The following is a 22350-nucleotide window of genomic DNA, read 5'->3' as shown; positions in this document are numbered from 1 at the left end:
CGCCATGAGGGATTTCAAGCTCGTCTTCACGGGCCCGATGGGCGTGGGCAAGACCACGGCCATCGCCGCCATCAGCGAGACCGCGCCCATCGCCACCGAGGTCGCCAATGCCGATGCCTCCGTGGCCAAGGCCACTACGACGGTGGGACTCGACTTCGGCCAGCTGACGCTGGACAACGGCGACCGGCTGCGCCTGTACGGCACGCCGGGGCAGGCCCGCTTCGACTTCATGTGGAAGATCCTGGTGCGCGATGCGCTGGGCCTCGCGATCCTGGTCGACAACAGCCGGCCCGATCCGCTGGCGGACCTGGTGGCCTATCTCGACGGCTTCGCGGGTGCGCTCGAGAAGATGCCCTGCGCGATCGGCGTCACCCGGCTGCCCACGCATCCTTCGCCCACGCTCGACGACTACGCCGGCGCGCTCGCGGCCCGCGGGCTGGTGCTGCCGGTGCTGGCGATGGACCCGCGCCGCAAGGACGACGTCGTCGCCTTGATCGAGACCTTGCTGATGCAGATCGAGGTGATCGACGAGGAGATCGCACCATGAGGATTCCCCACGCGCTCAAGCTGCGTGCCGCGGCCGAGGCCCGCAGCGTGCTCGACGAGACGAGCGGTGTCGTCTCGGTGGTGGTCGCCACGCCCGACGGCTTCGAGATCGCGCATGCCAGCCTGCGCGACTTCGACCCCTCGCGCATCGCCGCGATGGCCAGTTCGATGGCCGCCATCGGCGCCGTGGCCTCGCAGGAGGCGCGGCTGGGCCGCTGCACCTGCATCACGGTGGCCACCGACAAGGGCTTCGCGCTGGTCAGCCCGGTGCGCAACGGCGAGACGGAACTGGTGGTGAACGTCATCGCCGACGCCGGCGCGGTGCTCGCGCAGGCGCTGTACCGGACCGCCGCCTGCGTGCGGGCGCTCGAGGCGCCTTGAGGCGTCGATCGCAATTTCCGGCGGAGGCGGGTTGCATGCGACGCCGCCGCTTCATCCTTTCATTCGCATGATCCACAGGGAACAAGACACATGGCCACGATCCAGAACAGCCTCGACAACCTCATGACCGCCGACGGCGCACTGTGCGCCGCCGTGGTCGACTCCGCCAGCGGCATGATGCTGGGCGCCATCGGCTCCGGCGTCGACCTCGAAGTGGCGGCCGCCGGCAATACCGAAGTGATGCGCGCCAAGCTCAAGACGATGCGTGCCCTCGGCCTCAACGACAGCATCGAGGACATCCTGATCACGCTCGGCAAGCAGTACCACCTGCTGCGGCCGATGGCGCAGAAGGAGGGCGTGTTCATCTACTTCGTGCTCGACAAGGCCAAGTCGAACCTGGCGCTGGCCCGGCGCAAGCTGCAGGAGGTCGAGAAGGACATGAACTTCTGAGCGTCCGCGCCCGGGTGCCTTAGGCGCACCCGGTGCATGGGCAATGCGGCGCCGATACGATGGCCGCTCGTTCGCCGCCCCGTCGAACCTTGGTGACCGCTCTCTTCGTCGCGCACGAGGACCCGGATGCCAGCCATCTCGCCCGACGCGGCGAGACAGCCCGCCACTGAACCCTTGCAGCACCTGTCGTTCCCGCGGGGCGGCTTCCTCGTTTCGTTTCGAAGGACGCCGACATGCACGCCGACACCTCCATCTCCCGTTCCGTCCGGCGCGAAGCGCTCGACCTGCTGCTGCAACGCCATTCCCCCTGGCCGCTGACCGACCCCGCGCCCTCGGCGCAGGACCTCGACCTCGTCTTCCAGGCCGCGCTGCGCGCCCCCGACCACGGTCAGCTCCAACCCTGGCGGTTCATCAGCATCCGCGGCGATGCCCGCATCGCGCTCGGCGAAGTGTTCGCACGAGCCGCGCGCCAGCGGGATCCCGAAGAAGACGGCGAGCGCTTCCGCAACAAGGCGATGGCCGCGCCGCTGCTGATCGCGCTCTGCGCACGCGTGCTGGCGCCGCACAAGATCCCCGAGTCCGAGCAGGTGCTGGCGGTCGGCGCCGCCGCGATGAACATGCTCAATGCGCTGCACCTGCTGGGCTATGGCGGCTTCTGGGCCACGGGGCTCAACAGCTACGACCCGCGGGTGCAGCACGCGCTGGGCCTGGGCGAGGCGGACCGGCTGCTGGGCTTCCTCTACGTCGGTACGGCGAAGGAGGCGACGCGCGCGCCCGAGCGCCGTGCGCCCGAGTCCTTCGTGCGCGAATGGACGGGCCCGGCGGTCGACGCGGCGCGCTGAAATTTCTTCGCGCGGCGGTCCCGGATCGCGCCGGGCATCTGTACCATTCAGCCCCCCAACGAATGCCATCCGCCGTGCGGTCCTCGACCGCCACCGCACGCGCCCCCACGCTTGACTGCCGCCATCCGCCACACCCGCCGCCGCGCGCCCACGTCCCCGCACGAGGGCCGACGCGCATGAAGTCCCGCCGCACCGCCCCCGCGAGCGAACAGCAACTGCTGCTGCCCGGCATCGACGCGCCGCCGCCACCGCTGCGTACGCGCAGCCGCGCCACGCCCGGCGAACGCGCGCCGCGCAAGCCGCCGCCGGCACACGTACTGTTCTTCGCGATCCATCCCGGAGAGGAAGATGCCGCGCGCATCGCGGCCTGGAGCGCGCAATGGCATGCGGAACGGGACCTCCGTGCCATGCATGTGGAGCCCGACCGGTTGCACGTCACGCTGCATGACCTGGGTGAGCACGACGAGTTGCCGCGCGACAAGGTCGAGCTCGCGATCGCGGCCGCCTCGCGGCTGCACCTGCCGCGCTTCGAGGTGGCCTTCGACAGCGCGATGCGCTTCGCCAAGGGCGCCTGCGTGCTGCTCGGCGGCGAGAACGCCGAGGTGGCCGCGCTCGCGGCCTTCCGACAGCGCCTGGGCGAGGTGCTGGCCGATGCGGGCTTCGCGCCCAAGCGCGCCTTCACGCCGCACCTCACGGTGTCGTACATGCGCGGCGCGATGGAGCCGGCCACGGTCGAGCCGGTGCGCTGGACCGCCGCGAGCTTCGCGCTGATCGACAGCCGGCGCGCCGAGGGCGTGCACGAGGTGCTGGGCCGCTGGGCGCTGCCGGGCTGACGCCGGCGTCAGAAGTTCGCGCGCACGCCCACGGTCAGCAGGCCGGCCTTGGCGTGCTTCGAGACCTTGCCGAAGTAGTCGTAGTCGGCGGTGATCGAGAGATTGCGCGTCACGGCGTACTCGGCGCCGAAGCCGGCCATGAGGCCCGTGCCGTTGCCGCCGATGCTGTCGCCGCCGAACAGGCGGTGGTTGTTGCCGGCCGAGACCCGGCCGTGCGCCACGCCGAGCCGGCCGTTGAGCGCGAAGGATTCGCCCAGCGGCAGCCGCGCGGTGGCAGCCGCGTAGAACACCTGGCCGGTGCCGTTCTCGAGCACCGAGTTCGCGCCGAACACGCTGTAGCTGGTGTTCCACTGCTTCACGCGGCCCAGCCGCGCATAGCCGCCTTCCACGCCGAAGGTGTCGGTAAAGCGGTAGCCGCCATAGACCTTGAACGCGGTGCCGCTCTTGCTGTTCTTCTCGCCGCCCCAGGGCACGGGCACGCGCGAGGACGAGGGCAGGCTGTAGCTCGAGCGGCCGATGGCGCCGCCGACGTACAGGCGCGTGGGTTCCTTGCCGTACTCGGCGGCGCCGGCCTTCATCGACACTGCGGCGCCCAGCAGCAGGGCGGACAGGAGGAGGGCGGCGCGCAGGGACGAGGACTTCGGAAGCGAGGCGGGGTTCGAATGCATGGAATGCCTGGAAAAGTGGGATGAAAAAGAAGGGAGCCAACGGCGGCACGCGGTGCGCCGGTGGTTGCGTTCATTCTCGAAACCGAGCCTGAAGAAAGGCTGCGCCTCCCCTGAAGGCTTCGTGAAGGTGGCCGCTGCACAAAGCTTCAAGACGCGGCCTGCACCGAGGGCTAAGGTGCCACGCCATCCCCCATCCATTCATGCATTCACGGAGACACGGTTGACTGACATCGGACCCCTCGGATTCATCGGACTCGGCGTCATGGGCCAGCCCATGGCGCTCAACCTCGCGCGCGCGGGCACGCCGCTGGTCGTGTGGAACCGCTCGCCCGCGCGCGCCGAGCCCTTGCGCGAGGCCGGCGCGCAGGTCGCGGACACACCCGCGCAGGTGCTGCGCCGAACGCGCATCGCGATCCTGATGCTGGCCCACGGCGAGGCGATCGACGAGGCGCTGGGCCGCGGCACGCCGGCCTTCGCCGACAACGTGGCGGGGCGCACCATCGTCCACATGGGCACCACCTCGGCCGCGTACTCGCAGGGGCTGGCCGACGCGGTCCGCGCCGCGGGCGGGCGCTATGTCGAGGCGCCGGTCTCGGGTTCGCGCAAGCCGGCCGAGGCCGGGCAACTGGTGGCGATGCTGGCCGGCGACGCGGACGCGGTGGAAGCGCTGCGGCCACTGCTCAAGCCCATGTGCCACGAGACCGTGGTCTGCGGCCCGGTGCCGCAGGCGCTGCTGATGAAGCTCTCGGTCAACCTGTTCCTGATCACCATGGTCACGGGCCTCGCGGAGGCCTTCCATTTCGCTGACCGCCACGGGCTCGACACGCGCAAGCTGGTGTCGGTGCTCGAGGCCGGGCCGATGGCCAGCGCCGTGTCGCGCATGAAGGCGCAGAAGCTGCTCGCGCAGGACTTCGAGGTGCAGGCCTCGATCACCGACGTGCTCAAGAACAACCGGCTGGTGGCCGAGGCGGCGCGCGCGGCCGGCGTGGCCTCGCCGCTGCTCGATGCCTGCCATGCGCTCTATGGCGAGACACAGGCGCTGGGCCTGGGCGCGCTCGACATGGCGGCCGTGGTGCGCGCGATCGAGGCGCGCACCGACGCCGGCGTGCGCTGATCAGCTCAGCGCCGCGCTCCAGCGCGCGGGCGTGAGGCCGTAGGCCTGCTTGAACTGGCGCGACATGTGGCTCTGGTCGGCGAAGCCGGCTGCATCGGCCGCATCGGCCAGCGAGCTGCCGCGCCGCAGCAGTTGGCGCACCGCGTCGAGCTGGCGCAGCGTGCGGAAGCGGCTCGGGCTGGTGCCGAAGGCCGCGCGGAACTGGCGCGCGAGCGACCAGCGGTCGAGCCCGGCCAGGCGCTCGAGCGCCGCCATCGCGGGGCGCTCGGTCGGCGTGGCGGCGATGTGGTCGCGCACGCGCGTGAGGCCCGCGAGTTCGAGCGAGCCGGGTGCCTGGGGTTGCCCGGTGGCGGCGTTGGCCAGCAGTTGCGCCACCGCGACCGCGAACTCGGTGCGCAGCACCTCGTCGTCGATCGCGGCGTCGAAGTCCCAGAGCTCGCGCGCGGTGCGCAGGCCCGTGCCGAGGGCCCGCAGCCGCGTCGCATCGAGCACCGGCTGCGCCACGAAGGGCAGCGGCTTGCCGTGGAGCGCGCGCTGCACCAGCGCCGGGTCGACGTAGAGGATGCGGTAGCCGAAGCCGTCGTCGGTGCCCGCGCCGCCGTCGTGCAGCTCGTCGGGATGCAGCACGTGGCACTGGCCCGGCAGGCACTGTTGCTGCGTGCCGCGGTAGCGAAAGCGCTGCACGCCCGCGAGCGTGATGCCGATCGCGTAGGTGTCGTGGCGGTGCGGCGAGAAGGCCTGGCCGTGCAGATGGGCCTCGAGGCGTTCGATGCCTTCGGTGCTGGGAGCGATCCGGATGCGGGGGGAGGGCGCCATCGTGATGCGGAAAGGGACGATGGCCGTGTTTGTACGCCGAACCCGAAGACCGTGCTCAGTCGCCGTCGGCGAACTGGTCGAACAACAGGCCGCGCAGCCACTGGTTGCCCGGGTCGCGGTGCAGCTTGGCGTGCCAGAACAGGTTGATCGCGATCTGCGGCAGCGCCACCGGGTGCGGGCGCCACACCAGCCCGAAGGGTTCGGCGATGCTCTGCGCGAGCCGCTCGGGCACGGTGGCGATCATGTCGCCCGAACGCAGGATGTGGCCGATGGCCACGAAGTGCGGCACGCGCAGCCGGATGCGCCGCTGGATGCCCTGCGCGGCCATCACGTCGTCGGCCTTGCCGTGGCCGGTGCCCGCGGCCTGCACCAGCACGTGGTCGGCCGCGACGAAGTCCTTGAGCGACACGCTGCGCTTCTTCGCGAGCGGATGGCTGCCGGCGAACAGGCACACGTAGCGTTGGCGGAACAGCCGGCGCTGGAACACGCCCGACTTGAGCTGCGGCAGCAGCCCGATCGCCAGGTCGACATGGCCGGCCTCGAGCTCCTCGCGCAGATTCGTGGCCGTGTTGTTGCGCACGGTGCTGATGGTCACGCCCGGCGCCACGGCCGACAGCGCGGCCATCAGCTTCGGCGTGAAGTAGATCTCGCCGATGTCGGTCATCGCGAGCGCGAAGGCGCGCGTGCTGGTGGCCGGGTCGAACACCACCTGCTGGTTGAGCGCGGTGTGCAGCGCGCCCATCGCATAGGCCACCGGCTCGGCCAACTGCAGCGCGAAGGGCGTGGGCTCCATGCCGCGCGCGGTGCGCAGGAACAGCTCGTCGCCCAGCAGCTTGCGCAGGCGCGCGAGCGCATTGCTGATCGCGGGCTGCGACAGGCCCAGCGACGCGGCCACGGCCGACACGCGTTTCTCGGCCAGCATGCGGTCGAACACCAGCAACAGGTTGAGGTCGATGTCCTTGAGCTGCATGCCGGACCTTTATTCATTTCGGTGATGAAGAGGATTCACGGAATTCTATTGGTCAATCGGCGAGGGCCGCGCATCATCCGTCCCCGAGACAACCGGCGCACCGCGCCCGCCCACGAGAAGAACATCCGATGGACCTGCACATCCACCCCCTGGCCCGCACGCTCGAGGTCCGCCCCGGCGCGAACCTGCTCGAGGTGCTGCGCGAGCACCATGTGCCGGTGTCGTACAGCTGCATGGCCGGGCGCTGCGGCACCTGCCGCTGCAAGCTGGTGTCGGGCCAGGTGCTCGACGCGGGCCAGGATGCCATCCGCCCCGACAGCCAGGGCGAGCGCTACGTGCTGGCCTGCCAGGCCACCCTGACCGAGAGCTGCGCGATCGAGATCCCCGAGCCCGACGAGGTGGTGGTGCATCCGGCGCGGGTGCTCAAGGCCACGGTGACCGGCATCGAGACGCTGACCCACGACATCCGCCGCCTGCGCCTCAAGCCCAACAAGCCGCTCGAGTTCTCGCCGGGCCAGTACGCGCAATTGCAGTTCGCGCCGGGACTCGCGCGGCCGTACTCGATGGCGGGCCTCGGCCGCGACGACGAACTCGAGTTCCACGTGCGCCGCGTGCCCGGCGGCCGCGTCACCGCGCATGTGTTCGAGCAGCTGCGCGTGGGCGACGCGGTGCGCGTCAGCGGGCCGCTGGGCACCGCCTACCTGCGCACGAAGCACCGCGGGCCGATGCTCTGCGCGGCCGGCGGCACCGGGCTGGCGCCGATCCTGTCGATCGTGCGCGGCGCCATCGAGGCCGGGCTCACGCAGCAGTCGATCCACCTCTACCTCGGCGTGCGCTCGGGGGCCGACGTCTATGGCCTCGCCGAGCTGCGCGAACTGCAGGCGCTGCATCCGCGCCTGACGGTGCAGGTGGTGGTGGTCGCCGGCCCGGCCGAGGCGGGCCAGCGCCTGGGCCTGATCACCGACGCGATACGCGCCGACTGGCCCGGCAGCCTCGAGGGCTGGCGCGCCTACCTCTGCGGCTCGCCGCCGATGGTCGAGGCCGTGACGCAGCTGGTGCGAGGCCGCGGCCTCGCGCCCGAGCAGATCCATGCCGATGCCTTCTACCTGCAAGGCACCTGAAGAATTGCCGGAAAGACAAGGAGACCCGCGATGACAACGCAAGCCGTGTTCCCCATCGAGCTGCGCTGGGAGAACGAGCAGACCAGCCGCATCCCGTTCAAGGCCTACACCGACGAGGAACTGCACAGGAAGGAGCTGCAGCGCTTCTTCTACGAGAAGCACTGGTGCTACGTCGGCCTCGAGGCCGAGATCCCGAACCCCGGCGACTTCAAGCGCACCGCCGTCGGCGAGCGCTCGGTGATCCTGGTGCGCGACATGGAGGGCGAGATCCACGTGGTGGAGAACGTCTGCGCGCACCGCGGCATGCAGTTCTGCCGCGAGCGCCAGGGCAACCGCAAGGACTTCGTCTGCCCCTACCACCAGTGGAACTACTCGCTCAAGGGCGACCTGCAGGGCGTGCCGTTCCGCCGCGGCGTGAAGCAGGACGGCAAGGTCAACGGCGGCATGCCGGGGGACTTCAAGCTCGAGGAGAACGGCCTCAACAAGCTCAAGGTCGCGCGGCGCGGCGGCGTGGTGTTCGCCTCCTTCGACCACGACATCGAATCCTTCGAGGACTTCCTCGGCCCCGAGATCCTGCGCTACTTCGACCGGCTGTTCGACGGCCGCAAGCTCACCATCCTCGGCTACAGCCGCCAGCGCATCCCGGGCAACTGGAAGCTGATGCAGGAGAACATCAAGGACCCGTACCACCCGGGCCTGCTCCATACCTGGTTCGTGACCTTCGGGCTCTGGCGCGCCGACAACAAGTCGGAGCTCAAGATGGATGCGCGAGGGCGCCACGCCGCGATGATCTCCACGCGCGGCAGCGCGGGCAAGGCCGCGCAGGTGACGCAGGTCGCTAGTTTCAAGGAGAGCATGCAGCTCAAGGACCCGCGCTTCCTCGACATCGTGCCCGAGCCCTGGTGGGGCGGGCCGACCGCGGTGATGATGACGTTGTTCCCGAGCCTGATCCTGCAGCAGCAGGTCAACAGCGTGTCGACGCGCCACATCCAGCCCGTGGGCCACGACGCCTTCGATTTCGTCTGGACCCATTTCGGCTTCGAGGACGACAGCGAGGAGATGACGCAGCGCCGCCTGCGCCAGGCCAACCTGTTCGGGCCGGCGGGCTTCGTGTCGGCCGACGACGGCGAGGTGATCGAGTTCTCGCAGCAGGGCTTCGAGCAGAAGCCCTACCACCGCACGCTGGCCGAGCTCGGCGGGCGCGAGGTCGAGAACACCGACCACATGGTGACCGAGACGCTGATCCGCGGCATGTACCGCTACTGGCGCGAAGTGATGGAGGCCGCATGAAGCAGCTCGACCCCGCCGCCTACCTCGACCTGGCGCGGCTCTACGCGGCCTATGCCCACGCGGTCGATTCGGGCCAATGGAGCCTGTGGCCGGCCTTCTTCACCGAGCAGTGCAGCTACCGCCTGCAGCCGCGCGAGAACCACGAGCGCGGCCTGCCGCTGGCCACGCTGTCCTTCGAGAGCCGCGGCATGCTCGAGGACCGCGTCTACGGCATCCAGGAGACGCTGTTCCACGACCCGTACTACCAGCGCCACGTGGTCGGGCTGCCGGTGGTGCACGGCGTCGATGACGACGGCGCCATCCACAGCGAGGCCAACTACGCGGTGTTCCGCACCAAGCTCGACGGGCCCTCGACCGTGTTCAACGTGGGCCGCTACATCGACCGCGTGGTGCCCACGCCCGAAGGCCTGAAGTTCGCGTCGCGCCTGTGCGTGTTCGACAGCGAAATGATCCCTAATTCCATCATCTATCCGATCTGAGCCATGCAGGACAAAGAACCCGAGACCCATGGCGCGCCGCTGCGCCGCTTCACCGACCCGGCCTACCGGCCGCTGTGCGCCAACCTCGCCGAGGTGCGCGAGAACATCGACGCGCTCGACCGCAGGATCGTCGCGCTGCTGGCCGAGCGCGGCCGCTACGTGAAGGACGCGGCGCGCTTCAAGCGCGATGCCTTCCAGGTCTCGGCGCCGCGGCGTCAGCAGGAGGTGATAGCCAAGGTGAGGGCGCTGGCCGAGCAGGAGGGCGCCTATCCCGAGGTGGTGGAGGCCGCCTACCGCGCGTTGATCGCGGGCTTCATCGCGCGCGAGCAGCAGGACCACCTGGGCATGGTGGACGTGGAGGCCAGGCCATGAAGACGCTGTTCGTGCTGGCCGCCACGGCCACCGTCGCCATCACGGCCCAGGCCCAGGACTGGCCGCAGCGCCCCGTGCGCGTGATCGTGCCCTTCGCCGCCGGCGCCTCGCCCGACATCCTCGCGCGCATCGTCAACGACAAGCTCGCCTCGCGCATCGGCCAGCCGCTGATCGTGGAGAACAAGCCCGGCGCGGGCGGCAACAGCGGCACCGACCAGGCCTCGAAGGCCGCGCCCGACGGCTACACCTTCCTGCTCTCGGTCAATGCGCCGCTGGTCTACAACACCATCCTCTACAAGAACCTGCCGTACGACCCGTTCAAGGACCTGGTGCCGGTGTCGCTCGCGGCCACCACGCCCAATGTGTGCGCGGTGTCGAACGGCATGAACGTCGACTCGGTCAAGGGCTGGCTCGACGCGATGAAGCGCAACCCCGGCCAGTTCAACTTCGCCTCGACCGGCAACGGCTCGATCTCGCACCTGGGCGTGGAGCTCATCAAGCTCAAGACCCGGTCCTTCGCGGTCCACATTCCCTATGCGTCCTCGGGCCAGGCTGTCACCGCGATCATCCAGGGCGACGTGCAGTTCGCCTGCCTGCCGCCGGTGTCGGTGATGCCGCAGGCCAAGGCCGGCCGGCTCAAGGCCATTGCCGTGACCTCGGCCGAGCGCTCGGGGCTGCTGCCCGAGCTGCCGACGCTGCGCGAATCGGGCCTGGCCGACATCCAGGCCGTGCCGTGGTTCGCCTACATGGCGCCCAGGGGCACGCCCGATGCGATCGTGCAGCGCATGAGCCGCGAGATCGCCGCGGTGCTCAAGGACCCCGAGGTGCAGAAGCGCCTGCAGACCGCCTACTTCGATCCCGTGGGCAGCACGCCCGAGGCGCTGGCGAAGTTCATGGGCGAGGAACTGCGGCGCTGGAAGCCGGTGATCGAGCGCACGGGCCTCAAGCCCGACTGACAGCCACCCACGCCACGAAGGAAAAGAACATGACCACGATCACCTGGATCGACGCCGCGGCGGTGGACGATGTCCCCGCCGACGACGTGATCGGCATCGACGTGCAGGGCCGCGACATCGCGCTCTACGGCACCGAGGACGGCATCCATGCCACCGACAACATCTGCACCCACGGCCATGCGCGGCTGTGCGACGGCTTCCTCGAGGGCCACGAGATCGAGTGCCCGCTGCACCAGGGCCGCTTCGACGTGCGCAGCGGCAAGGCGATGTGCGCGCCGCTCACCGAGGACCTGCGCAGCTATCCGGTGAAGATCGAGGACGGGCGGGTCTACCTCGCGTTCGAGGGCTGATCGGCGGGCAGCTCGCGCGGGCGCTCGCGGCGCCGGCGCTTGGCCTTCGACGGATGCCACTGGTGCGTCGAGGGCTTGAAGGCCGGCCGTTCGAGCGCCATCGCCTCGAGGAAGCGCGGGCCGATCTGCAGCCGCGGCGTGGCCAGCGAGGGATCGAAGTCGGCCTCGACGCGGCCCACGTCGGGCACGCGCGCATAGCGCAGCACGCGGTAGCCGGCATCGACCAGCAGCGCGTCGTGGGTCTCGCGCAGCGCGCGCTCCTTGCGGCCGGCCTTCTCGTCGAGGCCGACCACGGCCACCACCTCGAAGTTGCGGTCGCAGATGACGAAGTCGGCGATCTTGCGGCCGAAGCCGCTGCGCGCGGCGCGGGTGCGCGCCGTGAGCAGGGCGCCGAAGCTCACCTGCGGCAGCACCACGAGGTCGGGCAGCGTCTGCACCAGGCGGTGGTACATGGCCTGCTGGCGTTCGTTGAGCGGCGCGCGCGGACGCGGGCGTTCGACGAAACCGCCGCGGCTGTCGTTGCGCTTCTGGGCGATCAGCACGAACAGGAGCAGGGCGAGGGTCGCCAGAACGACCACGAATAGAAATGTATTCATCTGTAACTCTCCTTCAGCGGCGAGTCTCGCACGAGTGAAAGCGAGGGCCTTGGCAAGCCCCTCGAAGCCTCGGACCAGGGCTTGCGCGCGGCCTCTGTTGCGGCTGCATTTCGCGGGCGCTGTATCTGTTCGCGGCGCGCCGGTGCGGCGAAGATGGCGCCTTTTCTTTCAGCTGGAAATTCCGCCCATGACCGCCTCCGCCCATCGCCAACAGACCGCCGACCGCATCGCCGCCGCGCTCGGCCACAGCTTCGAGGGCGAGATCCGCGTCGGCGGCCACTATGCGTCGGCCGTGCGCGACGGCCAGACCGTCTACATCAGCGGCCAGGTGCCGCGCGTGGGCACCACGGTGATGGTCACGGGCCGCGCGGGCGATACCGTGTCGCTCGAGCAGGCACGCGAGGGCGCGCAGATCTGCGCGCTGCGCGCCCTCGCGATCCTGCGCCGCGAGCTCGGCTCGCTCGACGCGGTGCGCCAGGTGCTGCGCGTGGGCGTGTTCGTGCAATGCAGCGCCGACTTCACGCAGCACAGCGAGGTGGCCGACGCGGCCTCGGACCTGCTGCACGAGGTGTTCGGCGACGCGGGCGTGCATGTGCGCACGGCGGTCGGCGTCTATGCGCTGCCGAAGAACGCGACGGTCGAGGTCGAGATGACCGTCGCGGTCGACTGATTCAGCGCAGCAGCAGGTCCGCCACTTCCTGCGCCAGGGTCGCCACGGTGCGCGGCGCGCAGCCCTCGGCGTTGTTGCTCACGGTGACGAAGGCGTTCTGCCCGGCCTTCACGGTGCCCGCGATCACGCGCGCCAGCGCCTGGCGCGTCTCGGGATCGGGGTCGACGATCTTGTCGAACGGGCCGTAGAGCTTCTCGGCGTCCTCGTAGCCGTAGCGGCCGTGGCGCCGGTGCAGGTTCCAGCGGCACACCAGCGGGCGCGGCCACAGCGCGCGCAGCATCGGCAACTGGTCCTCGATCGGCGGCATCTTCGCGTGCAGGCCCAGGCACCAGGTGGCGCCCACGCTGCGCAGCATGGCGGCGAACTCGGGCGTCATGAGTTGCGGGTCGCGCACCTCGACCGCGACCACCGCGTCGGGCGCGGTCGGCGTCAGCGCCGGCAGCGCGGCGATCATCGCGGCGAGGCGCTCGAGCAGCAGCGGCACATCGGCCAGCACGGGCCGCGGCAGCGGGCTCAGCTGGAACACCAGCGCGCCGATGCGGTGGCCCAGGCCCTGCAGCGCGGGCTCGGCGAACTCGCGCACCGCGAGGTCGGCACTGAGGAAGGCCGGATTGATCTGCGTGCCGCGGCCGCTCTCGTCGCGCACCGTGGCATCGGTCACCACGCTCGGCGCCTTCACCACGAAGCGGAAGTCGTCGGGCACCATCGCCGCGTAGCGCGCGTACTGGCTCGCGGTGAGCGCGCGGTAGAAGTTGCGGTCCAGGCTCACGGTGCGGAACAGCGGATGCTGGCCATAGGCCGCGAGCCCGTTCTTCGACAGCACGGCCTCGGCGTACTCGCCGTCCCACACGAGGCCGGCCCAGCCCGGGTAGTTCCATGACGAGCCGCCGAAGCGCAACTGCGGCGGCAGCTGCAGCGCGAGGTCGACCAGCGCGGGATCGGCCGGCGCCGGCTGCACGGTGCCGCCGCGCGATTTCTTCGGGGCCGGGGCGTCGTCCGTGGGAGGGGCGGGCGTCGCCGAAGGGGGAGATCCGGGGAGGTCGGGGAAAAGATGGTCCTGCATTGCACTGATGCCTCGGGCGCGCATTCTCGCCCGGCCGGCGCCTGCCTGCCGGGCACAATCCGCGCCATGAAACAGTGGTTGCGCACCCGCGGCGGATGGTGGCTGGCCTGGCTGGCGCTGTCGGCCATCGGCGCGGTCTGGCTCGCGCGCGCGGAGATCGAGCGACTGCACCAGGCCTTCGACACCGACGCGCGCATCGCGCACCGCCTGATGAGCCAGCAGGTGGTGCAGTACGACGCGGTGCTGGCCACGCTCGCGTTGCTCGAGCCCGCGAGCGGCGGCGGCGCGGCCGACCGTCCCGAACAGCGGCTGCCCGCCGTGTACGCGTCGATCCTCGGCGTGCAGCGGCGCGCGCGCGACGAGGCCTGGCCGCCGGGTCCGCAGGCCGAGGCGCTGGCGCGGGCCGAGGCGCGCTCGCGTGAACTGCACCGCGCCGAATACGCGGCGCTCGACCTGCCGCACGGGCGCTACCTGCTGGCGATCGGCGCCGACCCGGTCAGCTACGCGCTGGCCATCGACCTCGCGGGCACCGTGCCCTGGCGCGACTGGCCGATGAACCCGCAGCAAAGCCCGGTGCGATTGAGCCTGCAGCGCGATGGCCAGCAGCTGGTGCTGCAGCCGGGCCGCATCGGCGAGGGCGGCTGGCGCTTCGACTTCACCAAGGTGCTGGCCTCGCCGAGCCAGCCCTTCGACCTCTTCGCGCAGCGCCAGGTGGGCTGGTCCGAACTGCCCTGGCGCGCGATCGCGCTGTGGACGCTGGCGATGGCGCTGCTGGTCGCGGGCCTGTGGACCGCGCAGCGCCAGCGCGTGGCGCGCCGCCGCGCGGAAGAGCTGCTGCGGCTCGGCCAGGTCGCGCGGCTCAACGCGCTCGGCGAGCTGTCGGCCGGCCTCGCGCACGAACTCAACCAGCCGCTGACGGCCGTGCTCGCGAATGCGCAGGCCGCGCGCCGGCTGCTCGACGAGGAGCCGCCCGACATCGCCACCGCGCGCGGTGCCATGGGCCAGGCGGTCGAACAGGCGCGGCGCGCGGCCGGCGTGGTGGGGCGGCTGCGGCGCGTGATCGAGCGGCCCGAGGCCGGTGGCGAGCTGCGCCCGCTGGCGCTGCATGAGGTGGTGCGCGATGCGATGCACCTGCTGGCGCCCGAGTTCGAGCAGCGCGGTGTCGCGGTGCGCTTCGATGCCGCGGCCCAGCCGCCGCTGCGCGTGCTCGGCGAGCCGGTGGCGCTCGAGCAGATCGTGCACAACCTGCTGATGAACGCGCTGCAGGCGCTCGAGGGCGTGCCCGCGGGCGAGCGGCGCATCGAGGTCGAGCTCGCGCGCCAGGGCCAGGAAGGCACGCTGGCCATCGTCGACAGCGGCCGCGGCATCGCGCCCGAGGCCCTGCCGCGGCTGTTCGAACCCTTCTTCAGCACGCGCGAAGGCGGCCTGGGACTGGGCCTGAGCCTCAGCGAGACGCTGGCCAGCGGCATGGGCGGCAGCCTCGAGGCCGCCCATGCGCTGCCGCGCGGCGCGCGCTTCACCCTGCGGCTGCGGCTGGAAGAAAGCGCCCGATGAACGTCCAGCCCCAATCCCCGCTGGTGCACCTGATCGACGACGACCAGGCCGTGCGCGACAGCCTCGCGCTGCTGATCGGCACCGTGGGCCTGCGCGTGCAGGCCTGGGCCGATCCGCAGGCCTTTCTCGCGGGCTTCGACCGCAGCGGCATCGGCGCCATCGTGCTCGACGTGCGCATGCCCGGCATCGGCGGGCTGACCGTGCTCGACCGGCTGGTGGCGCAGGGCGTGGACCAGCCCGTGATCATGCTGACCGGCCACGGCACGGTCGAGATGTGCCGCCGTGCCTTCAAGGCCGGCGCGGCCGAGTTCCTCGAGAAGCCAGTGGACGACGAGCAACTGCTCGAAGCGCTGCAGCAGGCGGTGCGCCAGCACGTGCGCTCGCGCGAGCGTTCGCAGGCCGACCAGGCGGCGCGCGAGCGGGTGGCGCAGCTGTCGGAGCGCGAGCGCGAGGTGCTGGCCTTCATCGTCGCCGGCCTCACCAACAAGGAGATCGCGCGCGAGCTCGCGCTGTCGCCGCGCACGGTGGAGACGCACCGCGCGAACCTGTTCGCCAAGCTCGAGAGCGATTCGCTGGCGCAGCTGATCCGGCGCTACGCGCTGCTGGTTGATAGCAGCGCTCCGTAGAACTACGGAGCGCGGCCCGCAGCCGTACGAATGGCCGCGCCGGCGCGCCTTTCCTACAGTGGCACAGCCGCCGGCAACGGGCCGGCGCCACTCACTGGAGACCCTTTCATGCATTCGTCGCTTCGCCTCGCCACCCTCGCTGCCGCCGTCGTCGGCCTGGCCGCTTCCACCCTGGCCCAGGCCCAGACCAGCGCGCCCGCCGCGGTGCGCACCGAGCGCAACATCTCGCTCGCACTGGCCAACCAGATCGCCGCCGAGGCCGTCGCCGCCTGCGCCGCCAACGGCTACAACGTGGCCGCCACCGTGGTCGACCGCGCCGGCACCGTGCGCGCCGTGCAGCGCGCCGACAACGCCGGCCCGCACACGCTGGCCTCGAGCGAGCGCAAGGCCTGGACCTCGGCCTCGGCCAAGAGCCCCACGCAGGCCATGATGGAGAACGCGCAGAAGAACCCCGGCGCCGCGAACCTGGTCTACCTGCCGGGCTTCCTGCTGCTGGGCGGCGGCGTGCCCGTGAAGTCGGGCAACGAGGTGATCGGCGCCGTGGGCGTGGGCGGCGCGCCCGGCGGCCATCTCGACGACCAGTGCGCGAACGCCGCGCTCGAGAAGGTCAAGGGCCTGCTGGGATGAAGACGCCGCGCGCGCTTCGGCTCGCCGCCGGCCTGGCGCTCGCGCTCGGCGCGGGCGTGCCGGGCGCAGCCATGGCCCAGGTCGCGCCCAGCGTGGCCGAGGCCAAGGCCTACGAGGGCCTGCACCGCGCGGCCTGGCAGGGCGACCTGCCGCGGCTGCGCGCGCTGGTCGCGGGCGGCGCGTCGCTCGATGCGCGCGACGCCCGTGGCCGCACGGCGCTGCAGGTGGCCACGCATGCGCGCCAGCGCGAGGCGATCCGCCTGCTGGCGCAGGCCGGCGCCTCGCTCGACCTGCTCGAGGACGACCGCTACGACGCCGTGACCATCGCTGCGGTGGCCGACGATCCGGCCACGCTGGCGCTGCTGCTGTCGCTGGGCGCGAGCGCGAAGCAGGTCACGAGCCGCTACGACGGCACCGCGCTGATCGCGGCCGCGCACCTGGGCCACGACGAGGTGGTGCGCCAGCTGATCGCAGCCGGCGCGCCGCTCGACCATGTCAACAACCTGCACTGGACCGCCACCATCGAGGCCGTGGTGCTGGGCGACGGCGGCGCGCGGCACCAGCGCACGCTGGCGGCCTTGATCGGCGCCGGCGCCAGGCTCTCGCTGGCCGACCGGCAAGGGCGCACGCCGCTGCAGCTCGCGGTGGCGCGCGGCTACACGGCGATGGCCGACCAGTTGCGGGCCGCCGGCGCGCCTTGAGCAGAACGCGGGGCGCGGGCGCCGGGCGGCTCGGGGACAATCGGGCCTCGCCGTCCCAAGGATTCGTCCCATGTACATGCCCCCGCAGTTCAACGCCAAGGATCCCGCCGTCGCGCTCGAGCTGATGCGCGCCCATCCGTTCGCGAGCCTGATCTCGACCGACGACGACGGCCTGCCGTACGTGACGCACCTGCCCCTGGTGGCCGAGCAGAGGACGGGCGAGGGCGGCGGGCTGGTGCTGTGGGGCCACTGCGCCAAGCCCAATCCGCACTGGCGCTACCTGCAGGCGCGGCCGCGCGCGGTCGCCACCTTTCTCGGGCCGCATGCCTACCTGTCGCCGCAGGTCTATCCCGACCTCGCGCGCGTGCCGACCTGGAACTACCTCGCGGTGCACTGCACGGTCGAGGCCCGGCTGGTCGAGGACGCACCGGCCAAGGACGCGCTGCTCAAGCGCCTGATCGGCGAGCACGAGCCGGCCTATGCGCAGCAGTGGCGCGACCTCGGCGAGGAATTCCAGCTCAAGATGCTGGCCGGCATCGTGGGCTTCGAGCTGCGCGTGACCGCGCTGCAATGCAAGATCAAGCTCAACCAGCACCGGCGCGAATCGCATGCGGCGATGCACGAGCGCTATGCGGCCGGGTCGGGCGACGAGCGCGCGCTGTCGGTGTGGATGGAGCGGCTCGGGCTGACCGGCGCCGAGGCGCCCGCGAAGGGCGCGGCCTGAGATGCGCGGACTCGGACTGATCGGCCTCGTGGTCGCGCTCGCGATCGTCGCGCTGGTGGCGAAGAAGCAGTTTGCGGGCGCGGCCGCGCCGGTGGTGTCGACCGGCGGCGATGCCACGACGCCCGCCACGGTGCGCGACCAGGCGCGCCAGGTGCAGGACCAGTACAAGCAGGCCCTCGACGCCGCGATGCAGCAGTCGCAGCGCAAGATGCCCGATGACGAGTGAGCCCTTGAACGACGACGGCTTCATGGCGCTCGCGCTGGCCGAGGCGCGGCGCGCGGCCGAGGCCGGCGAGGTGCCCGTGGGCGCGGTGCTGGTGAAGGACGGCCGCGTGATCGCCACCGGCCGCAACACGCCCGTGGGCGGCCACGATCCGAGCGGCCATGCCGAGATCAATGCGCTGCGCGCCGGTGCCGAGGCGCTGCGCAACTACCGGCTCGAGGGCTGCGAGCTGTTCGTCACGCTCGAGCCCTGCGCGATGTGCGCGGGCGCGATGCTGCATGCGCGGCTCGCGCGCGTGGTCTATGGCGCCGCCGATCCCAAGACCGGCGCGGCCGGTTCGGTGCTCGACCTGTTCGCGCTGCCCCAGCTCAATCACCAGACGCAGGTGCAAGGCGGCGTGCTGGCGTCCGACTGCGCGGCGCTGCTGCAGGACTTCTTCCAGCGCCGGCGCACGGCCGCGCGCGAGCAGGCGCAGCCGCTGCGCGACGATGCGCTGCGCACGCCGCCCGAGCGCTTCGAGGCGCTGGCGGACTACGCCTTCGCGCCGCACCACGTGCAGGACCTGCCGTCGCAGCGCGGCTGGCGCCTGCACTACGTCGAGGAAGGGCCGGCCGATGGCGGTGCCGTCGAGGCGACCTGCCTGTGCCTGCATGGCCCGGGCGAATGGGGCTATGCCTTCCGCCATCTCGTGGGCCTGCCCGGGCTGCGCGTGCGGGTGCCCGACCTGATCGGCTTCGGCAAGAGCGACAAGCCCAAGCGCGAGGCCGCGCACAGCCTCGAGTGGCATCGCGACCTGCTGCTCGAATGGCTGGCCCGGCTGCCGCCCGCGCCGATGGTGCTGCTGCACTCGCAGGCCGGCGCGGACCTGGCGGCCGCGCTCCACGCGGCCGCGCCCGCGGGCCGCTTCGCGGCGCTGCTGGCCGCACCCGAGGGCGGCGAGCGCGTGCGCGATGCCTGGCGCGCGCCGTTCCCCGACCGCGGCTTCGAGGCCGCGCTGCGCGCGCTCGGCCCGCTGGCCCGGTCCTCGGGGCCGGATCGCGCGCAGGCACTGGCACTGGCCGGGGCCGCGCGCGCCGCGATGGGATACTCGACGCCGTGAGCAACAAGCACATCTACATCTATTCCCCCTCCAGCGCGGTGCGCGACAAGGCCGCGTTCCGGCGCGGCGTGGCGCGGCTGAAGGCACTGGGCCACGAGGTCGAGGTCGACGAGGCCGCGCTGTCCTTCCACCAGCGCTTCGCCGGCGACGACGCGACCCGCCTCGCGGCCATCGGCCGCGCGGCCGCGAGCGGGGCCGACATCGCGTTGATCGCGCGCGGCGGCTACGGCCTCACGCGCATCCTCGACGGCGTGCCGTTCAAGAAGGTGGCCAAGGCCATCGAGCGCGGCACCGAGTTCGTCGGCCTCAGCGACTTCACCGCGCTGCAGAACGCGCTGCTCGCGAAGACCGGCGCCGTGACCTGGGCCGGCCCCGCGGTGGGCGAGGATTTCGGCGCCGAGGCCGGGCCCGACGACATCATGGAAGCCTGCTTCGACGATCTCGCGAGCGGGCAGGGCGAGGGCACCGGTTGGCGCATGCCGGTGCGCGATGCCGGCATCAAGCTCAAGCCCGTGCACGACGCCGTGCTGTGGGGCGGCAACCTCTGCGTGCTGACCAGCCTGCTCGGCACGCCGTACTTCCCGGCGGTCGACCAGGGCGTGCTGTTCATCGAGGACACCAATGAGCACCCGTACCGCATCGAGCGCATGCTCGAGCAGCTGCGCATGGCCGGCGTGCTCGGGCGCCAGCGCGCCATCGTCTTCGGCCAGTTCACCGGCATGCGCAAGGTGCCGGGCTACGACCGCGGCTTCGGCCTCGACACCGTGATCGACCGGCTGCGCGCGCAATTGCGCAAGGTGCAGGTGATCGCGGGCCTGCCGTTCGGCCACGTGCCGACCAAGGTGCTGCTGCCGGTGGGCGCGAAGGTCGAGCTCGCGGCCGACGGGCGCGACGTGTTCATGGTCTGGGGCCATCACCCGCACGGCAGCGCGAGGCCGCACGGGCATGCGCATGGCCACGATCACGGCCACGCGCACGGCGACCACGCCGACCACGGCCACGCGCACTGAGGCGCCAAGCGCGCCAAAAAAAAGGCGGCCCGGAGGCCGCCTCGAAGCGAACGACAGGCAGCTCGCGACCGCCTGCCGTCCGTTACATCAGTGGTGGGGAATGCGCTGGTGCGTGCGCGGTCCCATCGAGCCCGGCAACCCGCCTTCGAACATGCTGTTGATGCCCTTCATCTTGCGGCGCGCGGCGGTTTCGCCGTCGACCGCGCTCAGCGCGGTCATCACGTCCTGGCGCAGATACCAGAGGGTTTCGACATCGGCGGCAAAGCGCACGCGCTGACTCACGCGTTGCACCGAGTGGCCGCCGTGCGATGGCAGCAGCGACAGCATCGCGCTGCGGATGCGGCCGAGCTGCAGATCCTTGGTGCGCGCACTGGCACCACCCGAAAGGTGCAGCAGACGAAGCAGACGACGGATGATCGACATGGCGAGTTACGTAACACCAGGAGCAAAGGTGACGGTTACCTTAATCGGGCGATGATCAAGACACAAGTTGTGGAACATTGTTTCTTGTTTGAAAACAACACACTTTACGTAGCAGTTCGAGCAAAAAGTGAGGAGTGTTTTCTAAAGTATTAAGGCAAATGCAGGACTTTTCCTACATGGCCCACAGTATTTATCCGACAGCTCACTCTTCCTCTTCAGAATAGTGCGACTTGGTGAAGGATTTGACGGTACAAACCCGTCCAGGGATGACCGGATTTCGGCGTTCTCCGTGTCCGGTCGGAGATAAGAAAACTCAAAACAACGGCGGTGAGGCCGAATTCAGAACATGGTTGTCAACTCCACTGTGGTGTTTGCGGACCTGACCGGGAGCACCCGGGTCTTCGAGGCGATGGGCAATGCCCGGGCCACCGAGACGGTGACGCGCCTGACGCAATGGATCGGGGCGGTGTGCGAAAAGCATGGCGGCCGGGTGGTGAAGTCGCTGGGCGATGGCGTGTTCGCGCTCTTCGCCGAAGGCGCGGGCGCGATCCAGTCGGTGATCGAATTGCAGCGCCAGCACCAGAAGCGCCTGCTGGCCTGGCCCGCGCCGCTGCGCATGGAACTGCAGATCGGCGTGGCCAGCGGCGAGGTGCTCGAGGTCGACGGCGACTGCTTCGGCGACGCGGTCAACCTGGCCTCGCGGCTCAGCGATCTCGCGGGGCCGAGCCAGATCTGGGCCACCGAATCGGTGATCGCCCAACTGCCCGAGGGCTCGGTCCATCACCGTGACCTCGGCCCGATCAACATCCGCGGCCGCAGCGAGCTCTCGGTGGTGCATCGCATCGACTGGCAGGAGGACGTGACCGCCTCGCTGACGGTGCCGGCCGCGCTGATGGCGATCCGCCATGCCGATTCGAACTTCGGCCAGATCGAACTGAGCTGGCTCGACGTGCGCTCGATGTTCCGTACCGAGCAGTTGCCGATCCACCTGGGCCGCGTCGACGACGCCGAGTTCGTGGTCAACGATCCGCGCGTGTCGCGCCTGCATGCGCGCATCGAGTTGCGCCAGGGCAGTTGCGTGCTGACCGACATCAGCACCTACGGCACCTGGGTGCGCTTCCACGGCAATGCCGGGCCCAGCAGCGAGATCGCGCTGCGGCGCGAGGAATGCGTGCTGCACGGCAGCGGCGAGATCGGGCTCGGCGCGCCGCTCAGCGATTTCAGCGCGCCGACCATCGCCTTCAACACCATGGGCGGCGACGTGCTGCTGTCGCGCCGCTCGGTCGGCTGAAGGGCGGCCGCCTCGTCACGTTTGGCTACCAGAAGCGGTGGCCGGGCGTGCACGGGGCGCGGGGGCCGGGCGTTGCTCGTGCATCGGACCGCCGTTCGCGGTCGTTTCCAGCCAGCCTGGACCGGGAGCCCTCAGTGAACCTCAAGCCTTCTTCTTCCTCGTCCCGCGGCCTGCACCTGGCCGCGCTCGCCGCCGTGGCGCTCGCCTCGCTGTTCGCGGCCGGTGCCGCCAACGCGCGCGGCCACTGGTCGATCGAGATCGGCACGCCCGGCGTGGGCTATCCGCCCCCGTACTACGCGCCGCCACCCGTCTACTACGAGCCCGCGCCGATCTACTACGCGCCGCCCCCGCCGGTGTACTACCGCCCGCCGCCGCCCGTGTACTACCGGCCGGCACCGCTGATCGCGCCGCCGCCGGGCCGGCTCTACTACGGCCCCGGCTACCCGTACCGCGCGCCCAACGACGACGGGGACGACGACTGACCCGCCCAGTGTCCGCCTGAGCGCTTGCTGAAGACAATCCGCGACAGGAATTGTCAAATTGTGTTTCTTGAAC

At 70.9% G+C, this 22350-nt stretch carries 29 protein-coding genes; 23 read left to right on the top strand and 6 right to left on the bottom strand.

The window, feature by feature from the left end; genetic code table 11:
• Positions 1-4: 4 nt before the first annotated feature.
• The 5 genes from AC07RV_RS10165 (at position 5) to AC07RV_RS10145 (ending at position 3052) form a co-directional block, all read left to right on the top strand.
• Positions 5-547, top strand: a complete 543-nt coding sequence (locus AC07RV_RS10165) for a GTP-binding protein (protein ID WP_296787887.1) — start codon at positions 5-7, stop codon at positions 545-547.
• A complete protein-coding gene (locus AC07RV_RS10160; RefSeq protein ID WP_296787889.1) occupies positions 544-927 on the top strand; it encodes a roadblock/LC7 domain-containing protein in 384 nt (127 codons plus the stop codon). Before AC07RV_RS10165 ends, AC07RV_RS10160 begins: the two co-directional genes overlap by 4 nt.
• A 90-nt stretch (positions 928-1017) precedes the next feature.
• Positions 1018-1377 carry a hypothetical protein gene (locus tag AC07RV_RS10155; RefSeq protein ID WP_296787891.1) on the top strand — a complete coding sequence of 120 codons (360 nt, stop codon included), beginning with the start codon at positions 1018-1020 and terminating at the stop codon, positions 1375-1377.
• 233 nt (positions 1378-1610) lie between these two features.
• Positions 1611-2219, top strand: coding sequence for a nitroreductase family protein (locus tag AC07RV_RS10150; RefSeq protein WP_296787893.1), 609 nt, complete (start codon positions 1611-1613; stop codon positions 2217-2219).
• Between the two features lie 176 nt (positions 2220-2395).
• Positions 2396-3052, top strand: a complete 657-nt coding sequence (locus AC07RV_RS10145; RefSeq protein ID WP_296787895.1) for a 2'-5' RNA ligase family protein — start codon at positions 2396-2398, stop codon at positions 3050-3052.
• 8 nt (positions 3053-3060) lie between these two features.
• Here AC07RV_RS10145 and AC07RV_RS10140 read toward each other — a convergent pair whose 3' ends face one another.
• Positions 3061-3720, bottom strand: coding sequence for an outer membrane beta-barrel protein (locus AC07RV_RS10140; protein WP_296787897.1), 660 nt, complete (start codon positions 3718-3720; stop codon positions 3061-3063).
• A gap of 229 nt (positions 3721-3949) precedes the next feature.
• Here AC07RV_RS10140 and AC07RV_RS10135 point away from each other — a divergent pair, with 229 nt between their 5' ends.
• The gene (locus tag AC07RV_RS10135) at positions 3950-4834 is read left to right on the top strand and encodes an NAD(P)-dependent oxidoreductase (protein WP_296788005.1); all 885 of its coding nucleotides are present in this window, start codon (positions 3950-3952) and stop codon (positions 4832-4834) included.
• On the opposite strand, the gene AC07RV_RS10130 is transcribed toward AC07RV_RS10135, so the two are convergent.
• Together AC07RV_RS10130 and AC07RV_RS10125 are read right to left on the bottom strand one after the other, a co-directional pair.
• Entirely contained in the window at positions 4835-5650 is an 816-nt protein-coding gene (locus AC07RV_RS10130; RefSeq protein WP_296787899.1) for an AraC family transcriptional regulator, read from the bottom strand. It abuts the gene before it with no gap.
• A 55-nt stretch (positions 5651-5705) separates the two neighbouring features.
• Positions 5706-6620 carry a LysR family transcriptional regulator gene (locus tag AC07RV_RS10125; protein WP_093341826.1) on the bottom strand — a complete coding sequence of 305 codons (915 nt, stop codon included), beginning with the start codon at positions 6618-6620 and terminating at the stop codon, positions 5706-5708.
• Between the two features lie 128 nt (positions 6621-6748).
• On the opposite strand from AC07RV_RS10125, the gene AC07RV_RS10120 reads away from it, so the two are divergent.
• The 6 genes from AC07RV_RS10120 to AC07RV_RS10095 are packed head-to-tail and all read left to right on the top strand — an operon-like array spanning position 6749 to position 11188.
• Positions 6749-7741: a 2Fe-2S iron-sulfur cluster-binding protein gene (locus AC07RV_RS10120; protein WP_296787901.1), complete on the top strand. Its 993-nt coding sequence runs from the start codon at positions 6749-6751 to the stop codon at positions 7739-7741.
• 30 nt (positions 7742-7771) lie between these two features.
• Positions 7772-9031, top strand: coding sequence for an aromatic ring-hydroxylating dioxygenase subunit alpha (locus AC07RV_RS10115; protein WP_093341829.1), 1260 nt, complete (start codon positions 7772-7774; stop codon positions 9029-9031).
• Positions 9028-9510, top strand: coding sequence for an aromatic-ring-hydroxylating dioxygenase subunit beta (locus AC07RV_RS10110; RefSeq protein WP_296787904.1), 483 nt, complete (start codon positions 9028-9030; stop codon positions 9508-9510). Before AC07RV_RS10115 ends, AC07RV_RS10110 begins: the two co-directional genes overlap by 4 nt.
• Before the next feature lie 3 nt (positions 9511-9513).
• Positions 9514-9882 (top strand): chorismate mutase, encoded by a 369-nt coding sequence (locus AC07RV_RS10105; RefSeq protein WP_296787906.1) that lies wholly within the window; start codon positions 9514-9516, stop codon positions 9880-9882.
• Positions 9879-10838, top strand: coding sequence for a Bug family tripartite tricarboxylate transporter substrate binding protein (locus AC07RV_RS10100; RefSeq protein ID WP_296787908.1), 960 nt, complete (start codon positions 9879-9881; stop codon positions 10836-10838). Before AC07RV_RS10105 ends, AC07RV_RS10100 begins: the two co-directional genes overlap by 4 nt.
• 29 nt (positions 10839-10867) lie before the next feature.
• Entirely contained in the window at positions 10868-11188 is a 321-nt protein-coding gene (locus AC07RV_RS10095) for a non-heme iron oxygenase ferredoxin subunit (RefSeq protein ID WP_208509101.1), read from the top strand.
• Here the strand turns inward: AC07RV_RS10095 and AC07RV_RS10090 are convergent.
• Positions 11167-11784: a DUF2726 domain-containing protein gene (locus tag AC07RV_RS10090; RefSeq protein WP_296787911.1), complete on the bottom strand. Its 618-nt coding sequence runs from the start codon at positions 11782-11784 to the stop codon at positions 11167-11169. The genes AC07RV_RS10095 and AC07RV_RS10090 overlap by 22 nt on opposite strands.
• A 187-nt stretch (positions 11785-11971) precedes the next feature.
• Here AC07RV_RS10090 and AC07RV_RS10085 point away from each other — a divergent pair, with 187 nt between their 5' ends.
• On the top strand, positions 11972-12454 hold the full coding sequence (locus AC07RV_RS10085) for a RidA family protein (RefSeq protein WP_093341840.1): 483 nt from the start codon (positions 11972-11974) through the stop codon (positions 12452-12454).
• A gap of 1 nt (position 12455) precedes the next feature.
• Here AC07RV_RS10085 and AC07RV_RS10080 read toward each other — a convergent pair whose 3' ends face one another.
• Complete coding sequence (locus AC07RV_RS10080) at positions 12456-13517, bottom strand: DUF72 domain-containing protein (protein WP_296787914.1); 1062 nt, start codon at positions 13515-13517, stop codon at positions 12456-12458.
• Positions 13518-13583: 66 nt separating this feature from the next.
• Between AC07RV_RS10080 and AC07RV_RS10075 the strand changes: the two genes are divergently transcribed.
• The 8 genes from AC07RV_RS10075 (at position 13584) to AC07RV_RS10040 (ending at position 20081) form a co-directional block, all read left to right on the top strand.
• Positions 13584-15071, top strand: coding sequence for a sensor histidine kinase (locus AC07RV_RS10075; RefSeq protein WP_296787916.1), 1488 nt, complete (start codon positions 13584-13586; stop codon positions 15069-15071).
• Complete coding sequence (locus AC07RV_RS10070) at positions 15068-15697, top strand: response regulator transcription factor (RefSeq protein WP_296787918.1); 630 nt, start codon at positions 15068-15070, stop codon at positions 15695-15697. The genes AC07RV_RS10075 and AC07RV_RS10070 overlap by 4 nt, the downstream gene beginning before the upstream one ends.
• Positions 15698-15805: 108 nt before the next feature.
• Positions 15806-16324 carry a GlcG/HbpS family heme-binding protein gene (locus AC07RV_RS10065; protein ID WP_296787920.1) on the top strand — a complete coding sequence of 173 codons (519 nt, stop codon included), beginning with the start codon at positions 15806-15808 and terminating at the stop codon, positions 16322-16324.
• Complete coding sequence (locus AC07RV_RS10060) at positions 16321-17025, top strand: ankyrin repeat domain-containing protein (protein ID WP_296787922.1); 705 nt, start codon at positions 16321-16323, stop codon at positions 17023-17025. The genes AC07RV_RS10065 and AC07RV_RS10060 overlap by 4 nt, the downstream gene beginning before the upstream one ends.
• 70 nt (positions 17026-17095) lie before the next feature.
• On the top strand, positions 17096-17749 hold the full coding sequence (locus AC07RV_RS10055) for an FMN-binding negative transcriptional regulator (RefSeq protein ID WP_296787924.1): 654 nt from the start codon (positions 17096-17098) through the stop codon (positions 17747-17749).
• A gap of 1 nt (position 17750) precedes the next feature.
• Positions 17751-17975, top strand: coding sequence for a hypothetical protein (locus tag AC07RV_RS10050; protein WP_208509095.1), 225 nt, complete (start codon positions 17751-17753; stop codon positions 17973-17975).
• Positions 17965-19071 (top strand): tRNA adenosine(34) deaminase TadA, encoded by a 1107-nt coding sequence (gene tadA / locus AC07RV_RS10045; protein WP_296787926.1) that lies wholly within the window; start codon positions 17965-17967, stop codon positions 19069-19071. Before AC07RV_RS10050 ends, tadA begins: the two co-directional genes overlap by 11 nt.
• On the top strand, positions 19068-20081 hold the full coding sequence (locus AC07RV_RS10040) for an LD-carboxypeptidase (protein ID WP_296787928.1): 1014 nt from the start codon (positions 19068-19070) through the stop codon (positions 20079-20081). The genes tadA and AC07RV_RS10040 overlap by 4 nt, the downstream gene beginning before the upstream one ends.
• Before the next feature lie 87 nt (positions 20082-20168).
• On the opposite strand, the gene AC07RV_RS10035 is transcribed toward AC07RV_RS10040, so the two are convergent.
• Entirely contained in the window at positions 20169-20504 is a 336-nt protein-coding gene (locus tag AC07RV_RS10035) for a hypothetical protein (protein ID WP_093341860.1), read from the bottom strand.
• Positions 20505-20850: 346 nt separating this feature from the next.
• On the opposite strand from AC07RV_RS10035, the gene AC07RV_RS10030 reads away from it, so the two are divergent.
• Both AC07RV_RS10030 and AC07RV_RS10025 read left to right on the top strand, forming a co-directional pair.
• Positions 20851-21795, top strand: a complete 945-nt coding sequence (locus tag AC07RV_RS10030; RefSeq protein WP_296787931.1) for an adenylate/guanylate cyclase domain-containing protein — start codon at positions 20851-20853, stop codon at positions 21793-21795.
• A gap of 134 nt (positions 21796-21929) precedes the next feature.
• Positions 21930-22277: a hypothetical protein gene (locus AC07RV_RS10025; protein ID WP_296787933.1), complete on the top strand. Its 348-nt coding sequence runs from the start codon at positions 21930-21932 to the stop codon at positions 22275-22277.
• The last annotated feature ends 73 nt before the right edge of the window (positions 22278-22350 follow it).

The sequence above is a fragment of the Variovorax sp. GW821-FHT09B01 genome (genome assembly GCF_059418345.1).
Note: the sequence above shows the minus strand (reverse complement) of the source record. Positions and strands in the feature narration are given on the sequence as shown.

Excerpts from the sequence above, each read along its gene's own strand:
- AC07RV_RS10130 (WP_296787899.1), bottom strand. The coding sequence starts at position 5,650 with ATGGCGCCCTCCCCCCGCATCCGGATCGCTCCCAGCACCGAAGGCATC.
- AC07RV_RS10100 (WP_296787908.1), top strand. The coding sequence starts at position 9,879 with ATGAAGACGCTGTTCGTGCTGGCCGCCACGGCCACCGTCGCCATCACG.
- AC07RV_RS10105 (WP_296787906.1), top strand. The coding sequence starts at position 9,514 with ATGCAGGACAAAGAACCCGAGACCCATGGCGCGCCGCTGCGCCGCTTC.
- AC07RV_RS10110 (WP_296787904.1), top strand. The coding sequence starts at position 9,028 with ATGAAGCAGCTCGACCCCGCCGCCTACCTCGACCTGGCGCGGCTCTAC.
- AC07RV_RS10055 (WP_296787924.1), top strand. The coding sequence starts at position 17,096 with ATGTACATGCCCCCGCAGTTCAACGCCAAGGATCCCGCCGTCGCGCTC.
- AC07RV_RS10070 (WP_296787918.1), top strand. The coding sequence starts at position 15,068 with ATGAACGTCCAGCCCCAATCCCCGCTGGTGCACCTGATCGACGACGAC.
- AC07RV_RS10080 (WP_296787914.1), bottom strand. The coding sequence starts at position 13,517 with ATGCAGGACCATCTTTTCCCCGACCTCCCCGGATCTCCCCCTTCGGCG.
- AC07RV_RS10065 (WP_296787920.1), top strand. The coding sequence starts at position 15,806 with ATGCATTCGTCGCTTCGCCTCGCCACCCTCGCTGCCGCCGTCGTCGGC.
- AC07RV_RS10075 (WP_296787916.1), top strand. The coding sequence starts at position 13,584 with ATGAAACAGTGGTTGCGCACCCGCGGCGGATGGTGGCTGGCCTGGCTG.
- AC07RV_RS10155 (WP_296787891.1), top strand. The coding sequence starts at position 1,018 with ATGGCCACGATCCAGAACAGCCTCGACAACCTCATGACCGCCGACGGC.
- AC07RV_RS10145 (WP_296787895.1), top strand. The coding sequence starts at position 2,396 with ATGAAGTCCCGCCGCACCGCCCCCGCGAGCGAACAGCAACTGCTGCTG.
- AC07RV_RS10125 (WP_093341826.1), bottom strand. The coding sequence starts at position 6,620 with ATGCAGCTCAAGGACATCGACCTCAACCTGTTGCTGGTGTTCGACCGC.
- AC07RV_RS10140 (WP_296787897.1), bottom strand. The coding sequence starts at position 3,720 with ATGCATTCGAACCCCGCCTCGCTTCCGAAGTCCTCGTCCCTGCGCGCC.
- AC07RV_RS10115 (WP_093341829.1), top strand. The coding sequence starts at position 7,772 with ATGACAACGCAAGCCGTGTTCCCCATCGAGCTGCGCTGGGAGAACGAG.
- AC07RV_RS10165 (WP_296787887.1), top strand. The coding sequence starts at position 5 with ATGAGGGATTTCAAGCTCGTCTTCACGGGCCCGATGGGCGTGGGCAAG.
- AC07RV_RS10090 (WP_296787911.1), bottom strand. The coding sequence starts at position 11,784 with ATGAATACATTTCTATTCGTGGTCGTTCTGGCGACCCTCGCCCTGCTC.
- AC07RV_RS10035 (WP_093341860.1), bottom strand. The coding sequence starts at position 20,504 with ATGTCGATCATCCGTCGTCTGCTTCGTCTGCTGCACCTTTCGGGTGGT.
- tadA (WP_296787926.1), top strand. The coding sequence starts at position 17,965 with ATGACGAGTGAGCCCTTGAACGACGACGGCTTCATGGCGCTCGCGCTG.
- AC07RV_RS10095 (WP_208509101.1), top strand. The coding sequence starts at position 10,868 with ATGACCACGATCACCTGGATCGACGCCGCGGCGGTGGACGATGTCCCC.
- AC07RV_RS10085 (WP_093341840.1), top strand. The coding sequence starts at position 11,972 with ATGACCGCCTCCGCCCATCGCCAACAGACCGCCGACCGCATCGCCGCC.
- AC07RV_RS10120 (WP_296787901.1), top strand. The coding sequence starts at position 6,749 with ATGGACCTGCACATCCACCCCCTGGCCCGCACGCTCGAGGTCCGCCCC.
- AC07RV_RS10160 (WP_296787889.1), top strand. The coding sequence starts at position 544 with ATGAGGATTCCCCACGCGCTCAAGCTGCGTGCCGCGGCCGAGGCCCGC.
- AC07RV_RS10150 (WP_296787893.1), top strand. The coding sequence starts at position 1,611 with ATGCACGCCGACACCTCCATCTCCCGTTCCGTCCGGCGCGAAGCGCTC.
- AC07RV_RS10030 (WP_296787931.1), top strand. The coding sequence starts at position 20,851 with ATGGTTGTCAACTCCACTGTGGTGTTTGCGGACCTGACCGGGAGCACC.
- AC07RV_RS10050 (WP_208509095.1), top strand. The coding sequence starts at position 17,751 with ATGCGCGGACTCGGACTGATCGGCCTCGTGGTCGCGCTCGCGATCGTC.
- AC07RV_RS10060 (WP_296787922.1), top strand. The coding sequence starts at position 16,321 with ATGAAGACGCCGCGCGCGCTTCGGCTCGCCGCCGGCCTGGCGCTCGCG.